The organism is Pedobacter sp. BG31 (assembly GCF_042464845.1).
Lineage (GTDB): Bacteria > Bacteroidota > Bacteroidia > Sphingobacteriales > Sphingobacteriaceae > Pedobacter > Pedobacter suwonensis.
This window is the reverse complement of record NZ_JBHNZK010000002.1, coordinates 411,570-427,098: the sequence shown is the minus strand read 5'-3', so window position 1 is coordinate 427,098 and position 15,529 is coordinate 411,570. Positions and strand designations below refer to the sequence as shown.

At 41.4% G+C, this 15,529-nt stretch carries 11 protein-coding genes; 10 read left to right on the top strand and 1 reads right to left on the bottom strand.

The genetic code is table 11. The features are described from left to right. Window positions 1-99: 99 nt before the first annotated feature. The 8 genes from ACFE6N_RS04995 (at window position 100) to ACFE6N_RS04960 (ending at window position 10,939) form a co-directional block, all read left to right on the top strand. Complete coding sequence (locus tag ACFE6N_RS04995) at window positions 100-1,152, top strand: sensor histidine kinase (protein WP_378934399.1); 1,053 nt, start codon at window positions 100-102, stop codon at window positions 1,150-1,152. Continuing rightward, a complete protein-coding gene (locus tag ACFE6N_RS04990) occupies window positions 1,149-1,847 on the top strand; it encodes a LytR/AlgR family response regulator transcription factor (RefSeq protein ID WP_378934397.1) in 699 nt (232 codons plus the stop codon). The genes ACFE6N_RS04995 and ACFE6N_RS04990 overlap by 4 nt, the downstream gene beginning before the upstream one ends. Before the next feature lie 234 nt (window positions 1,848-2,081). Next, window positions 2,082-2,639 carry an RNA polymerase sigma-70 factor gene (locus ACFE6N_RS04985; protein ID WP_378934395.1) on the top strand — a complete coding sequence of 186 codons (558 nt, stop codon included), beginning with the start codon at window positions 2,082-2,084 and terminating at the stop codon, window positions 2,637-2,639. Between the two features lie 93 nt (window positions 2,640-2,732). After that, window positions 2,733-3,758 carry a FecR family protein gene (locus ACFE6N_RS04980; protein ID WP_378934393.1) on the top strand — a complete coding sequence of 342 codons (1,026 nt, stop codon included), beginning with the start codon at window positions 2,733-2,735 and terminating at the stop codon, window positions 3,756-3,758. Between the two features lie 97 nt (window positions 3,759-3,855). Further along, window positions 3,856-7,308 (top strand): SusC/RagA family TonB-linked outer membrane protein, encoded by a 3,453-nt coding sequence (locus ACFE6N_RS04975; RefSeq protein WP_378934391.1) that lies wholly within the window; start codon window positions 3,856-3,858, stop codon window positions 7,306-7,308. An 11-nt stretch (window positions 7,309-7,319) separates the two neighbouring features. Beyond that, window positions 7,320-8,792 (top strand): SusD/RagB family nutrient-binding outer membrane lipoprotein, encoded by a 1,473-nt coding sequence (locus tag ACFE6N_RS04970; RefSeq protein ID WP_378934389.1) that lies wholly within the window; start codon window positions 7,320-7,322, stop codon window positions 8,790-8,792. A 30-nt stretch (window positions 8,793-8,822) separates the two neighbouring features. Continuing rightward, window positions 8,823-10,109, top strand: coding sequence for a fibronectin type III domain-containing protein (locus ACFE6N_RS04965; RefSeq protein WP_378934387.1), 1,287 nt, complete (start codon window positions 8,823-8,825; stop codon window positions 10,107-10,109). Between the two features lie 2 nt (window positions 10,110-10,111). Beyond that, on the top strand, window positions 10,112-10,939 hold the full coding sequence (locus tag ACFE6N_RS04960; protein WP_378934385.1) for a glycerophosphodiester phosphodiesterase family protein: 828 nt from the start codon (window positions 10,112-10,114) through the stop codon (window positions 10,937-10,939). Between the two features lie 66 nt (window positions 10,940-11,005). Here ACFE6N_RS04960 and ACFE6N_RS04955 read toward each other — a convergent pair whose 3' ends face one another. After that, on the bottom strand, window positions 11,006-13,579 hold the full coding sequence (locus ACFE6N_RS04955; protein WP_378934383.1) for an MASE3 domain-containing protein: 2,574 nt from the start codon (window positions 13,577-13,579) through the stop codon (window positions 11,006-11,008). Window positions 13,580-13,928: 349 nt separating this feature from the next. Here ACFE6N_RS04955 and ACFE6N_RS04950 point away from each other — a divergent pair, with 349 nt between their 5' ends. Beyond that, window positions 13,929-14,195 carry a hypothetical protein gene (locus tag ACFE6N_RS04950; protein ID WP_378934382.1) on the top strand — a complete coding sequence of 89 codons (267 nt, stop codon included), beginning with the start codon at window positions 13,929-13,931 and terminating at the stop codon, window positions 14,193-14,195. A gap of 532 nt (window positions 14,196-14,727) precedes the next feature. Next, a complete protein-coding gene (locus ACFE6N_RS04945; protein WP_378934380.1) occupies window positions 14,728-15,336 on the top strand; it encodes a DUF421 domain-containing protein in 609 nt (202 codons plus the stop codon). Window positions 15,337-15,529: the final 193 nt, after the last annotated feature.

Sequence of the window (15,529 nt, the reverse complement as noted above, 5' to 3'; positions counted from 1 at the left end):
TTGTTGTTCGAATGCCTGCTCCTGCAATTCATCACCAAAATGGATACTTCTGAATCCTATCAGCACATACAAAGCTTTTTAGTAATACCTTTACGTTCTGTGAGCAAAATATCAAACGGCAAGTTAAGAAAGGAAATCAACTATCAAACCGGACTCTGGATTGCTTTATTTATTTTTGGGATATTCCGTAATTACGGTGAGCCTGAGCAGCCTGATTTCCGGGAAGTATTTTACTATGACGTATGTCATTGGATCTTTCAGATCATCGGCGCCAACTGGATTTACTTCGTTCTGATCCACAGATTTTTCGAGGTTAAAAAGTATTTTCATTTTATGCTCTACCTTATTGCCGGGATGTACATTTTAGGTGTGTTAAATCGGCTTTTTATTGTATATGCTGCAGAACCTTTATTTTCAAATTATCCTCAAAACAGTATTTTCGATATTCTAACGGATGTTAAATATCTGCTGTTTCATTACATCCTGCCCATTATTTCCGGATCTTTCATTTTTGTTTCGATGATGTTTATGCTTCGGTACAGGGATGAAAAGCAAAATGCCCTGCAGCTTCAGAAAGAGAAATCGGAGCTTGAATTAAAAGCACTGAAGGCACAGCTGAATCCTCATTTCCTGTTTAACACCCTGAATAATATTTATTCATTATCCATCACCGGTTCGGATGCCGTATCCAAATCCATCAGCCGGCTTTCAGACATCCTGGATTATATTCTTTATCACGGACAAAAAGAAATGGTACCAATTACTGCAGAAATGAAAATCGTTAAAGATTATATTGCACTTGAAATGCTGCGCTATGATGAACGCCTGAAACTTGAGATAGAAGAAAAAGTAGCATTTCCCGGCCTCATCCCACCTTTGCTGTATCTGTCTTTTGTAGAAAATGCCTTTAAACATGGTGCCGAAAAAACAAGTGGAAACGTAACCATCAGAATTTCGATTGAAACCCATGCAAACGCTTCGCTTTTCAGGATAGAAAATCAGTTCTTTGGGAAACATAAAAAATCAGGAACCGGAATAGGATTGGAAAATATCAGAAGACAACTCGATCTTTATTATCCGAATCAATATACATTAGCAATAGCGCAGGCAGATAATTGGTTTAAGGTAAATTTAATGACTCCAACAACATGATTAAATGTATTCTGATAGATGATGAGCCTTTGGCCGTCAAACTTTTGGAAAACCATATTTCAAAGATAGCAGAACTAAAGCTGGTAGCTACAGCAGCAAATGCACTCGCGGCTTATAGAATTTTACAAACGCAGGAAGTGGATCTTCTTTTTCTGGACATTCAGATGCCCGATCTCAACGGCATAGAATTTCTGAGGTCGCTGAATAAAAAGCCGTCTGTCATTTTGACCACCGCTTATCGGGAATTTGCCATCGAAGGCTTTGAGCTTGAAGCCGTAGATTATCTGATGAAACCCATCACTTTCGAACGCTTTTTCAAATCTGTAGACAGGGTCCTTAGAAATGTAAAAAAGGAAAACGAAGATGATTTCTTGATTTTAAAGTCAGAGGGATTTAGCCGCAAGCTTTTGCTGAAAGATATTCTTTATTTTGAAAGCATCGGAAACGATATTAAGGCGGTGCTTCAGAACGAACTTTTCATGGTTTCTAAAATGTCAGTTTCGGAACTTGCAGTACATCTTCAGCACAAAGGATTTTTAAGGATTCACCGGTCTTTTATCATCAATCAGCATCAGGTAACTGCCATCAGCAACCAGGAGGTATTGATAGATAAAATAGCCATTCCGGTGGGTCGAAGTTTCCGTAAAACATTTGATGATTTTGCACGGCTTTTTTCGGCAAAGCGTTTATTTTAAGCCTTTGAAACTGGATTACCGTTTTTACAGGGAAAATGGCAAAACGCATGCTATCTGTACCATCCAAAGATTCGTTTGCGCGATCACCTGATAATTGACTTGTCAACACACTATTTAAAGCATAAATAGGCTAACTATCATCACGCCACTTTTAACCGCAAAACCATCTGGTTATTGTTAATATTCTGTTAATATGTGTATCGTTTTTGAATTTTAATTTTGTGGCCATAATTTATGCCCCAAAACACTATTGCCGGACTTAATGCTGATAATAACAAGAAGTTTGATGAAAAGACCTTCGAAGACCTTTATCGCCGCATGTACCCTACTTTAAAAAAATACGCCATTTATCTTATTAAAGATGTAGAAGATGCTCAACTCATCTTAAATGATGTATTTATATCGATCTGGAAAAACGGCACTATCCTCAATAACGAAAAAGCATATCTCTTCCGGGCCGTTAAAAATGCTGCTACAAATTACCATAAGGCAGCCAAAGCCAATCTTTGGTACATGGATAGCGAAGAAGAGTTTTCTGAAATTATAGACGTGAAAGAAACCCCGTCGCAGGCTTTTCAGAACAAAGACCGCAACCGCGTACTTTACACGCTTATTGATCAGATGCCCGAACGCCGAAGGCTTATTTTTTACATGTACCGAATTGATGGATTTAGTTACAGGGAAATTGCAGTTTTACTGGACATATCAGTACGTACGGTTGAAGACCACCTGGTAAAAGGCTTTCAATTTCTTCAGCAAAAAGTATTAGAAAACAAGTCAGAATTCAGATAAAAACACCACTTAATAATTTCTTAACGCAAAGTTAACTTTTTTGGGCCCGTAGTGCGCCTGCTATCCTTGTCTTGTAAGCATAAAAGCATGTGAATGGATCAGGAAACGTGGAAATTAGTACTCGAATATTTAGCTGTAAAGGAAGATTTGAGCAGCAGCAAAGCTGAAATTGCATTGTTGGAAAAAAGACTTAGGAACTGGGTAGATGAAGATGATGATCGTGAGGAGCAATTAGAAGCGGTATTATTGCTATGGCAGGACACGGCTCAACTACCGGATGACGGATTGTGGAAGGAAAGTTTTGCCGGCCTCAGAGAACAGATCAATCAGGCTCCGGTCAAGAAGTTTAAAATATTAAAATGGTGGACAGCGGCAACTGCCGCTGCAGTTATCGGGGCACTAATCTTTTTTATTGCCGGAGATAAAAATTTATTGACTTCTAAGCAAAATCAGGTTGTATGGACAACTAAAACTGCAGCGCCAGGTAAAATTATTAATGTACTACTTCCGGATAGTTCCGAGATCTGGTTAAACTCAGGGAGTAGCATCAGCTTTCCACAAAACCTGAAACATGCCGGCATCAGAATGGTCAAACTCAATGGAGAGGCTTTTTTTAAAGTAAAACGAGACCCTGCTCATCCTTTTGTAGTAAAAAGCAACAATATCCAAACCAAGGTACTGGGAACCAGTTTCAACATCCGGGCATGGAAAAATTACAGGCCTGAAGTAACTGTACTTACCGGAAAGGTAGCCGTTTCGAGAGATTCTGCAGGCACGCAATCAGCAGCTGTTCACCTTCTTCCAAATCAGAAAGTAACTTACAATACGAAATTGGCACTCCTGGTACGCGAAAATGTAGAAGATGCCAAAACATCAACTGAGTGGCGGACTGGAAAAATGTATTTCAATAAAACGCCGATGGAAGATGTATTCCAGACCATATCAAGAAAATATGCCCTTAAAGTAGTTTCAGACAGATCATTTGACAACTGTGAACTAACGGCAAAATTTGATAATGTAAATATAAATGAGGTGTTGCGCACACTAGAGCTTACATTCGATATTCAGTATACCATAAACAAACAGACTATTTATATAAAAGGAGGTAGATGTAATTAAACAACCAGTAAAAGATAGCTGCAGCATGTTGGCGCATGCCGCAGCTAAGAAATTTTAAATTTTATTTTAACCCATCAAGATTAAAACAAACAAAGTTATGAAAAAGTCCGCAGTGACTAGTCAATTAATTTTTAGCGCAATGCGTTTTTTTACCCTCATTTACATCATGCTCTCTACCATGCTCTTTGTAGGGCAGGCGTCGCCGGTAAATGCACAACAATTAGACGTTAAAGTAAGTATCAATATCAAAAAGGGATCTTTAACGGAACTTTTTAAAATCATAGAAAAGAAAACCGGCCTGTATTTTGTATACACCAACAAAGATGCCATAGAGAAACAAAACCTAAGTGGTTTTAAGGCAGAAAATGAAGCTGTAAGCGCTTTGCTCGACCGGATATTACCTCCTTTTCAGCTCAGCTACCTGATCGAGAAAAACCAGATCATCATCAAAAAATCAATACGAATTAAAGGTAAGGTAACAGACGAAAAAGGTATGCCACTGCCGGGAGTAAACGTAATTGAAAAAGGAAGTAACAACGCGACCAGCACCAACTTAAATGGAGAATTTAACCTGAACGTATTGAACAGTCAGGCCTTGCTGATCTTTAAAATGATCGGTTATCAGAGCAGGGAAATTGCACTAAAGGGCGAAACGGAACTTAACATCAACCTTTCCCCTGATGAAACAGCACTCTCTGATGTAGTGGTTACCGCACTAGGCATTAAACGTGCCGAAAAGGCCCTGGGTTATTCGATCGCTACCGTAAAAGGAAGTGATGTTAATACAGTAAAAGAAGTAAATGTGATCAACTCACTGGCCGGAAAGGTGGCTGGCGTAAATGTGGTCAGCACAGGTGCTGATCCCGGATCAAGTTCATTTATCACCATCAGGGGGCAATCATCAATCGCAACCGACAACCAGCCTTTATTTGTGGTAGATGGTGTTCCGGTAGCACATTCGCTCCGGGCAACATCAGAGGTTGGCCGTTCATCGGTTGATTATGGTAGCCCGATTGCGGATATCAGTCCGGATGATGTAGAAAGTATCACCATATTAAAGGGTGCAAGTGCTGCCGCATTGTATGGAAGCAGGGCCGGAAGTGGTGTGGTTTTGATTACCACAAAAAGTGGCCTGATAAACAAAAAGGGTTTAGGAATAAATTTTAATTCAAATGCCATGTACGATCAGGCATGGATGTTCCCACATTTTCAGCATACTTTTGGGGGAGGCGAATATACCGACGATCAGGCATCTTCCACCACATCTGCCTGGGGGCCGCGGCTTGATGTGGGTACCAAACACCTGCAATGGAACAGCCCCCTGGATGCCAGCGGGAAACCAATTGCTACCGATTGGGTATCGCATCCGAACAATCCGCAGGACTTCTATGAAACCGGTTCTACCTACACCAACAACATTTCCATTAGTGGCAAAAATGCAGATGGTAATTACCGTTTATCATACACCAACCTGAGCAATAAGGGGATTGTACCCAATACCGATCTCAAAAGGAATACCCTTAACCTTTCGGCCACCTATGTGTTGCACCCCAAATTAAAAATTAGCACCAATATTGGTTATGTAAACAATAAAAGCGACAACCGGCCATCGGCTTACCGGGAAAGTGTAACGCAGATGCTGTATTCACTTCCACCAAATATGAACATCAACGACCTGAAAAACTACTGGAAACCGGGAAGGGAAAACATCGAGCAGTTTTCAGCAGATGATTCTGACAACCCCTATTTCGTAGCTTACGAGCATACCAATGGCTACGACAGGAACCGCTTAACCGGGAATATACAGGTGGTTTACGATATTACCAAAAACTTAAGTTTAATGGCACGTACCGGGCTGGACATGTACAATGAAGAACATGAAACCAAACGCCCCTTCAGTTCAAAACGTTTTAAATTTGGCGGATATGGGGTTGATAATTCTTTTTTTAAGGAACAGAACACAGATTTTTTACTGAGTTATAAAAAACTGTTAAATCAGGATTTGTCTTTGAGTCTTTCTGCCGGAGGAAACCAAATGGATCAAACCAACCGGTTTACCGCGCAGAAAACAGAGAGCCTGAGTATTCCAGGTGTTTACAATATTGCCAATGCGCAGGCAGGTACCATCGTAAATTCGCAATATAATTCCCGCAAACGCATCAATAGTATTTATGGTCTTGGCCAGGTATCGTTCAAGGATATGGTTTTTCTTGATGTAACGGGCAGAAACGATTGGTCGAGCACACTTCCCGCTGGCAACAATTCGTACTTTTATCCTTCCGCATCTTTAAGCACGATTGTGACGGATGTGTTCAAGATCAAATCAGATGCACTTTCTTTCCTTAAACTGAGGGCCAACTGGGCGCAGGTGGGCAGTGATACCGATCCTTACCAATTGTATAATACCATTCCCTTTAATCAGGATTGGGGCGATGTGAAAAGAGCCACCATTGAGTTTAACCTTAAAAACAACTTCTTGAAGCCTGAAATCGCCACATCATATGAGTTTGGTGGTGACCTCCGCTTTTTCAAAAGCCGTGTGGGTATCGATGTTACCTGGTACAAAACAAACAAAAGGAACCAGATCATCAACATCCCTACAACCATTTCGTCAGGTTCATCAAACCGGTTGATCAATGCCGGAAATATCCAGAACAGCGGATGGGAAATTGGATTAAATGCTGTTCCATTTGATGGTGCCTTCAAATGGGAAACCAATGTAAACTTTACCAAAAATGAAAACAAGGTGATAGCTTTATCAGAAGGTTTAAAAGAATATTCGATGGGCAGTGCCGACGGGGACAATATCCGTTACCTGATTAAGGAAGGTACCAAAATCGGCGACTTCTACACCCCGAGTTACACCAAAGTAACAAGCGGACCAAACGCGGGAGCAGCATTACTAGACAAAACCGGGCATTACATCCGTAACAATAGCGAATACCTTAAAGTCGGAAACTATAACCCCGATTTTACCATGGGTTTCAACAATACTTTCAGTTACAAAAACTTTACCCTAAACGTACTTTTAGACTGGCGTAAGGGCGGCAATTTTTACTCTTACGTAGTAAAATCACTCATCAACGCAGGCTTAACCGATAACACACTGGTGGGCCGAGATGCAGAAACCGGAGGTTTAGCATGGACAGATTCGCAGGGCAGAAAACGGAACGACGGAATGATTATTCCGGGCTTTATTGCAGATGCGAACGGAAACCTGACCCAAAACACGGTCATTATCGCCGCTTCTGATTTTTATAACAATACCTACAACAAATACTATGAAAGGTTAACCTATTCGGCCTCCTTCCTGAAAATCAGGGAAGCTTCATTAACCTATGTATTCGATAAAAAACTGACTCACAAACTGCCCATCAGCAACCTGTCAATATCACTTATCGGGAGGAACCTATATACCTGGACCGCCAACGGACTGGGTTATGATCCTGAAACGACCATGAGTGTTACCGAAGGCTTTAAATTGGGCGTAGGTCATTGGACACTTCCGGGAACACGCTCATTCGGTTTTAAATTTAGTTGTAACTTTTAACCTGTACAGAAATGAAATTCAAATATACAACGCTACTTTTCGCTATACTGGCTTTGATTACAAGCTGTACCAAAGATTTTGAAAAGATAAATACCAACCCCAATGCTCCTGAAACCACCAATACCGAATTCTTAATGTCAGACGTATTGGTTTCTACCGCATATGCCTACCAGGAGAATGCTGTGAACCGAAGACCCGCATCCGCAGCGCGCTACCTTACCTTGGTTCGAAATACCGGCTATGACCTGTTGGATTGGGGGCCGGTTGATTGGGATGATATTTACGCCCGCTTAGCCGTAAACAAAACCTTTATGGAGACTGCACAAAAACGTTCTGAAAACCAGTACGTGGCCATCGGTAAAATTATGAAAGCTTTTAACTTTGGTTACCTTACCGATTTATATGGCGATATCCCCTATTCGCAGGCATTAAAATCGAAAGAGGCTAATATTATTTATCCTGAATACGATCAGCAGCAGGTCATTTATCCTGATCTGTTAAGGGAGCTAAGGGAAGCCAACGATATGCTAAAAGGCAACGTTCAGGAAATCAATGCTAAAGGCGATGTAATGTTTAAAGGTAAAGCTATTGCCTGGCGCAAATTTGCCAATTCGCTTCGTCTCCGGATGTTATTGCGGATCTCAAAAAATTATGTGCCAGCCTTTACCGAAATGCAGGAAATATTGAACGATAAAATAGCTTATCCGATTTTCGAAAGCAGTGCAGACAATGCGGAAGTAGCCTATTTGGGCAATATTGCAGGCTATAGCTGGCCGGGTGGACCTTTGGCGATGATCGATTTTGATTACCTGAAAACAAAAGTAAGCAAAGAGCTGGTGGACAGATTAATACAAAGAAATGATCCAAGGTTAACTGTCTGGATAGAACCGGTAAAGAGCACCACAGGATCAACTGTTGATCTGAACCGCTATGTGGGAGTGCCTAATGCCATTGACGCACCTTCTGCCTATAACGGCGGCGAAGATCATGTTTCGGTTTTCTCTTCTGCTTTTTTCAGGAAAAATGGCGGTAGTTCAAATGCATTACTAAAAGCCAGCTTAATCACTTATACCGAGCAGTGCTTTATTTTGGCTGAGGCCGTACAAAAAGGTAAATTAAGCGTGAGCGGCGAAACTGCAGAATCGCTGTACAATAAAGGCATCAAAGAATCGATGAGCAGCTACGCTGTAAGTGCAACACAGGCCTATTATGATCAACCTTTGGTAAAATACGATGGCACACTTGAACAATTGATTACCCAAAAATGGCTCGCTATGCTGTTTAAAGGTGCTGAAGGATGGTTTGATCAGCGCCGTACCGGATACCCTGCTTTTGTTACCGGTCCGTTAGCAGCCGGAAGAGGCATTCCAAAACGTTATACCTACCCTGATTCGGAAAGTGCAAAGAACCGTGTTAACTATCAAAAAGCCGTTTCCGTTTTCGGTGCCGACAATCAGTATACCCTAATGTGGTTCCTGAAATAAATTAATTCCTTTATTACCAAATAAAATAACATGAAATTATATATCACTTTTTCTTTTTTACTTACACTCTCTGTTTTGGCCATTGGCGTTAAAACACATGCCCAGGATTTTAAACCCGGGCATTTTCCCGATCGCGTAATTTTAACCTGGGCCGGAGATCCTGCTACAAGCCAAACCGTAAACTGGCGTACCGATACCACTATTAAAGCCTCAAAAGCCCAAATCAAAGCTGAAGATTCCAATCCGGCGCTTGAACAATCGATTATGAATTACGATGCTACTTCTACCTTACTTGGTAGCGGAAATAATTACGATATTGCAAGCTATCATCACGTTACCTTTACCAACCTTAAACCGGCAACGGTTTATGCTTACCGCGTTGGCTCTGGTGAATATTGGAGCGAGTGGTTCCAGTTTACCACTGCAGCAGTTAAAAGCACTCCATTTTCTTTCATTTACCTTGGCGATGCACAGAACGACATCCGTTCAAAATGGTCGAGAGTAATCCGTAAAGCATTTTCCCACCAGCCTGATGCCAGATTTATCATCCATGCCGGCGACTTGATCAATCGTTCCAATAACGACCAGGAATGGGGCGAATGGCATTATGGAGGTGGTTTCATCAATGGTATGATTCCCAGCATCCCCTCCCCCGGAAACCATGAATATGTACGTGATGACAAAAGAAAACTGGTGCTTGACCCACATTGGGGCGTACAGTACACTTTTGCCGGCAATGGCCCAAAAGGTCTCGAAGAATCGGTTTATTATGTCGATTATCAGGACATGAGGATCATTTCCCTGGATTCGCAAATGATTATATTGGACGAAGCTTCGGCCAAAGCTGAATATGATTGGCTCGAAAAAGTATTAAAGGAAAATACCAAGCTATGGACAGTAGTTACCTTTCACCATCCCATTTTTTCAACAGCAAAGAGCAGGGATAACAAGGAATTCAGAGATCGGTTTAAACCCTTATTTGATAAATACCATATTGATCTTGTACTGCAGGGCCATGACCACACATACAGCCGTGGCCAAAACCTGCCAAGGGGACTATCGGGAAGGGAAGTGAGCGGGCCGGTTTATCTGGTTTCGGTTGCAGGCCCTAAAATGTACAAAGTAGATGGAGCAAAATGGATGGATGTATCTTTAGAAAACACCCAGCTATTCCAGGTTATCCATGTTGATGGGCCAAACCTTAAATTTGAGGCCTATAAAACCTCTGGCGAGCTTTTCGATGCTTTTTCCTTAAAAAAAACCGACAGAAACAGTGCAGCAGCATTCACAGATAGGAACCCGACACAAAATCCCTAGTCATGAGCTTAAATATAACACCGGTTTTACTGGGCATCTTATTCAGCAGCCTCTGTACACCTGCATTCTCGCAACAGGCGATGAGGCCATTACCGAAATCAAAAAATGCTTTTATTGTGATTGCCCACCGTGGTAGTCATTTAATCAAACCTGAAAATACAATAGCTTCCATTACGGAGGCTATTGATTTGGGTGCAGATTATGTGGAACTTGATCTGCGTACCACAAAAGACGGGCACCTGGTACTTTTGCATAACGACCGTGTAGAAGGTTTAAGTAATGGAAAAGGACAAATAAAAGACCTAGATTTTGAAGCAGCAAGACAACTTATCCTTAAAGGAAAAGACGGGAGTATACACCGGATTGCCAGTTTTGAGGAGGCATTAACGGCTTGCAAAGGAAAAATAAATATCTATTTGGATTTTAAAGCAGCTGAAGCAGAGAAAGCATATAAGGCCATTAAAAAGGCAGGTATGAAGTACAATGTATTGGTTTATGTAAGTAGCCATAGCGACTACCTTTCGTGGCGAAAAACAGCACCCGAAATGCCTTTAATGTCTCATTTGGATAATACCATCACAACCGAAAACGCCTTGATGCAGGCAATGTCAAAAGCCCCCTTGGAGGCGATTGACAATGCCCCTAATGAAACATTACTTCCAGTTTTAAAAACCATGGGCATCAGTATTTTTATGGACGTACAAAAAGAAAACGAAACACCCGATGATTGGAGGAAAGCAATAAAATCAGGCATTCAGGGATTACAGACCGATCACCCGAAGTTGCTAATTGACTATCTTTGGGAGCATAAAATAAGAGATAGGACATAAATAAATTTATATACTGAAGATAAATCCTGCTACCGGATTTATCTTCAATTCAGACCTTATTAAAAATCACAAAGGCTTAACCTTGTTGGTTTCCTTCAACCAGCGTTTGGCTTCCTCCATGTCGTAAAAAAAGCGAACATTGGCTTTACCGTCCGATACATCGAAACTTTTTTGAGCGGCAAGTTGCGCAAAGATACTTCGAGAAAAAATCCAGGCAAAATCCTGCAGGCCAGCTTCGATCATCATCGGAAACCAAACCTTTCCTACCCAATCTGATGCCTCCGACCAATTTCCAAGCACTTCTCTATTATCATTAAGCACTTTTTTAAGTCCCGATGACCTAAGCATCTCTATCATCTGAAGCCCCCCATTTTGCACACTTTTAAAATTCTGATGCCCGGTCCAGTTTGCTTCCATCCAGTCTTGCTGATCATTGTAACTGATGGTCAGGTATTCATCGCTATAGTTAGGTCCTTTTGCAACCGAACCTTTTGTAATCCCAGTTTCACTCATTGGAACGCGTATGTAAACTGTAGTTCCTATCCCGAGTTCACTTTCGATCCAGAATGTACCCTGATGAGCTTTAATAATTTCGGAGGAAATAAAAAGACCTAAACCCAGTCCGCCAAAGCGCCCCGCAGCATTATCTGATCGGTAATAACGGTCGAAAAGTTTTTCAAGCTCCTCACTATCTATACCTATACCATGATCTTCGACTGCGATAATAATCGATTCCTGTTCAACCCTGAACGTAACATTTACCACATCTGCACCGGGAGAATATTTAACGGCATTGCTGAGTAAATTATCGATTACCTGTTCAATCCTGAAACGATCGGCATATATATTAATCTGTTCGTTCGCTGTAAAGATGATCCGATGGGTATTAACGCTTAGCTGAAGGTTTTCGCAGCATTCCTGAATCAGCTGGTTAAGATTGAAAATCGATTTATTGAACTGGAGCTTACCTGCATTGATCTTGCTTACGTCCAGCAAATCGTTAATCAGGCTCTCCAGTTTAGTCGTAGCAAGATCTACTTTTTGTAAGTAAGATTTTGCCCGATCAAGATCATTGGTTCTGGCGAGCAGTTGATTAAATGCTTTAATACTGGTTAATGGTGTTTTCAACTCGTGCGAAGCAATGGAAATAAATTCATCCCGCTGCTCCTCTCCTTTCTTTTGCAGGTCTATATTGGTATTCGAACCAATCCATAATATAACCTCACCATTTTCAAAAATAGGCACGGCCCGCCCCAAATGCCATAGATATTGACCATCTGCCATTTTCAACCTAAACTGGACTTGATATTCGGTACCATTACCAAGTGAAAGCATCCACACCCTTATACATTCCTGCAAATCATCAGGATGAACGTAGTGTTGCCAGCCGATACCAAAAGGGGATTCAGGATCGAGTGCAAAATCACGGATGATCACGCCGTTAATATAATCAATTGTACCATCAGCCCTGGCCGTCCATACTTGTTGTGGTAGGGTATCAAGAAGTTTCGATAGATGAAGTTTCTCCTTCCTTACAATAGTAATATCCCTGAAAATAACCAAAAGTCTAACCTCAGAAGCGTCATCTAAGATTTCCGGAATGATATGAAATGAAAAATAATAGCGGCTTTCCTGCATGCCTGCCTCCAATTCTCCGGCAATATTTTTTCTGGTAACGAGTGCCTGTTTCAATTCATTCCAGATTCTTTTACTCAACGATTGAACATCTGAATCAGCAAACGGTGGAAGCTTACTGATTTCCTGATTGATATAGATACAATCCAGTTTTTCATCAAAACGCATGATCAGATCCGGAAGATTTTCAGCCAAAGTCTTATACTCCGTCTCGCTGGCCTTAAGCTCACGAAAAATACTTGCCATGGGCTTATCAAAAGCCATTTGTACATTGGCTTTGTAAATAAGAAAGAAAGAAATCAGTTTCCCATAATGTCCCCACTCATTTAACTGTCCGTAGTTTGATGTATAAGTGGCAAAGCAACATTCACTTAGAATGGCAACTATAATAGACCCTGATAGAAGATGGTAAGTTTTCCGGTCAAAATTAGCCCTTCTCCGGTAAAGCAAGAATAAGCTTGCAAATAAAAATAAGATGATAATGTACTCACATACCACCTTGAAAAGGGTTTGACCAGCTCCCGGCACAAAACAAACGGGAAATACTTTCCATACCAAAATACTTGCAGCAATGAGTGAAGCCACCACAAAATATAGGAGAAAAAGCAGTTCGGTATTAATTTTTCGTTTGCGTCCAATCATTAAAAAACCGCCTAGAAAAATCATTGCCTCCATGCCACGTGTTGCCACCCAGAACTGGTTGGCAGGGTATCCAGGTAACGGAATGATATTCATTCCCTTATAGCTCAAAGTATGTAACAAATCCAGAGCGCCAATAAACAGATAGGATATTCCCACAACATGCAGGTATTTGTTATCCTGCATTTTTCTGGAATTCCAGGCCACAATAAACACCGCGAAAGCGATTACGATGGAAAAGAGTTCAACCAAAGTATGGAAAAGCATGTAACCATACCGCTTACTGTAAACAAAAACCAGCATCAGGCAGATAATACCAAATGCAGTACGATAGTAACGGTTGAAAAGAGATGTGATGTTTCGCAAGGATATAAAAATCTAACAACAAATATAGGCTATTGAGAAGTGTTATGGAAATAACAACTAAGAAATTGACCTGAGCGACATTAATCTTTGCTTTATAAAAACATCAGCCTGAGCGGAAAAGGGGCTAAAGGCAAACGCTTTTTCCGGGTTTAATCCTGAAGTAAACGGTAAGAAGTTCCGCAGGCGACAATTTGGAGAGAAGCAAATTCCTGAGTAGCCTAAACTCAGGCAGCAATAGCACAGGCTTTTATAGTTCTGAATTTTTCCCTTGCCAAAATCGGCCAACTTACATTTTCGCAATAAGCAAACTATCGAACTGTTTTAAATGTTAACCTATAATAAAGAAATTATGGAAAACAACACAAACAAAAAAGAGGAGCAGGAAGAAGGCCTTACTAACCAGGAACAACTTGCCCAGGCCGCATTGGGGAACAGCGAAGCAATTCAACCCTCAGCAGACAACAACAACGACGTACTAACCATACCCGAGATCTCGGGGACCGGAAGCAATCCATCATCTGCCGCACCGCATTCGCTTATTGTACATGAGGATGAAAATGGAGAAAAAAAGTATGAAGAGGGCAGCACTGAAACTTCTGACAAGGAACAAGAATAAGAACAGCCATTTCATGCCGCTCGAATATTTCAATCCACAGACCTGAAACCCGACCATACCTACTGCGCAAATAAATATGTACATCTTGACAAGTGGCCCCGCATGGCCAATATCATTGATACGCGCTAGTGGAAACGGGTTTCCGGATTAAAGCAACTGCCAGGTTAAATAATTTTTATCAAATCAACCTGAACCCGGATTTATTCAACCTGACTTCATTTTGCCAGATTGGATCGGAAGTTTGCAGGCTTTTGAATCAGCGAGGTAAAAAAATGTTATGGTACTGTGATGAGCGCACAGCCCCGGCTGCCTGGGCTGGCATAAGGGTACAAAAGAAGATCTGACCAAAACCATTGATACCCATTTAGTGGTGAGGAATTCCAGGCAGATCAACTTTGAGAAATATTTACATTTAACTTAAACTGATTCACACAAAATAAATCTCAATATGCAGGATATCGACTGGACAAAAATCATGGTAGGTGAAGAGCAGTGGGGATTTCTCATCGAAATCGCTATACGCACCATACTGATGTACTTTATTATACTCATCGGGCTAAGGCTTCTTGGCAAGCGCGGGGTAGGTCAGTTATCGGTATTTGAAATGGTAGTCATCATCAGTCTGGGTTCCGCAGCCGGAGATCCGATGTTCTATAAAGAAATCGGGCTCATGGTGCCTCTCGCCATATTCGCCATCATTGTAGGTGCCTACAGGCTTACCACCTACCTAATGGCTAAAAGCAAGCGGTTTGATGACCTGGTTGAAGGCAAAGCTACCTACATCATTGAGGGGGGCGTATTCTCCGTAAATGAATTTCGGAAAGAAACCCTCGCCCAGGATGAGTTCTTTTCCGAACTGCGGCAACAGGGCGTTTCCCATCTCGGTCAGGTTAAAACGGCCATACTGGAAACTTCTGGCTGCGTAAGCATCTTCTTTTTTCCAGATGAAGAGGTGCAGCCAGGCCTGCCGATCATGCCCAAAGATTTTGCGAAAGCGTCCAAAGTTGTAGATCTTGCCGGACTTTACGCCTGTAGCTTCTGCGGCAAAGTTCACAACATCAATGAAGAACAAAAAGCCGAATGCAATAATTGTAAACATGATGAATGGGTAAAAGCAGACGACAGGCCAAGGATAAAGTAATTTTGGGAAAAGGGATTATTTCACGCATTATTTACTTTTGGTATTTATCCGTAAATTTCTGTCAGAGCTAACAGCAAACATGATCAAATTGGTTTAAAACAGCCGTAAATTAAGTTTGATCCGGACTTTTCGTACCCATTTCGTACCAAAACCAAAAAAGCACCTAGATTTTCATCCAAGTGCTTGATTGTCA

Coding starts and splice junctions, on each gene's coding strand:
- ACFE6N_RS04990 (WP_378934397.1), top strand. CDS start 1,149: ATGATTAAATGTATTCTGATAGATGATGAGCCTTTGGCCGTCAAACTT.
- ACFE6N_RS04950 (WP_378934382.1), top strand. CDS start 13,929: ATGGAAAACAACACAAACAAAAAAGAGGAGCAGGAAGAAGGCCTTACT.
- ACFE6N_RS04960 (WP_378934385.1), top strand. CDS start 10,112: ATGAGCTTAAATATAACACCGGTTTTACTGGGCATCTTATTCAGCAGC.
- ACFE6N_RS04945 (WP_378934380.1), top strand. CDS start 14,728: ATGTACTTTATTATACTCATCGGGCTAAGGCTTCTTGGCAAGCGCGGG.
- ACFE6N_RS04985 (WP_378934395.1), top strand. CDS start 2,082: ATGCCCCAAAACACTATTGCCGGACTTAATGCTGATAATAACAAGAAG.
- ACFE6N_RS04980 (WP_378934393.1), top strand. CDS start 2,733: ATGGATCAGGAAACGTGGAAATTAGTACTCGAATATTTAGCTGTAAAG.
- ACFE6N_RS04965 (WP_378934387.1), top strand. CDS start 8,823: ATGAAATTATATATCACTTTTTCTTTTTTACTTACACTCTCTGTTTTG.
- ACFE6N_RS04970 (WP_378934389.1), top strand. CDS start 7,320: ATGAAATTCAAATATACAACGCTACTTTTCGCTATACTGGCTTTGATT.
- ACFE6N_RS04975 (WP_378934391.1), top strand. CDS start 3,856: ATGAAAAAGTCCGCAGTGACTAGTCAATTAATTTTTAGCGCAATGCGT.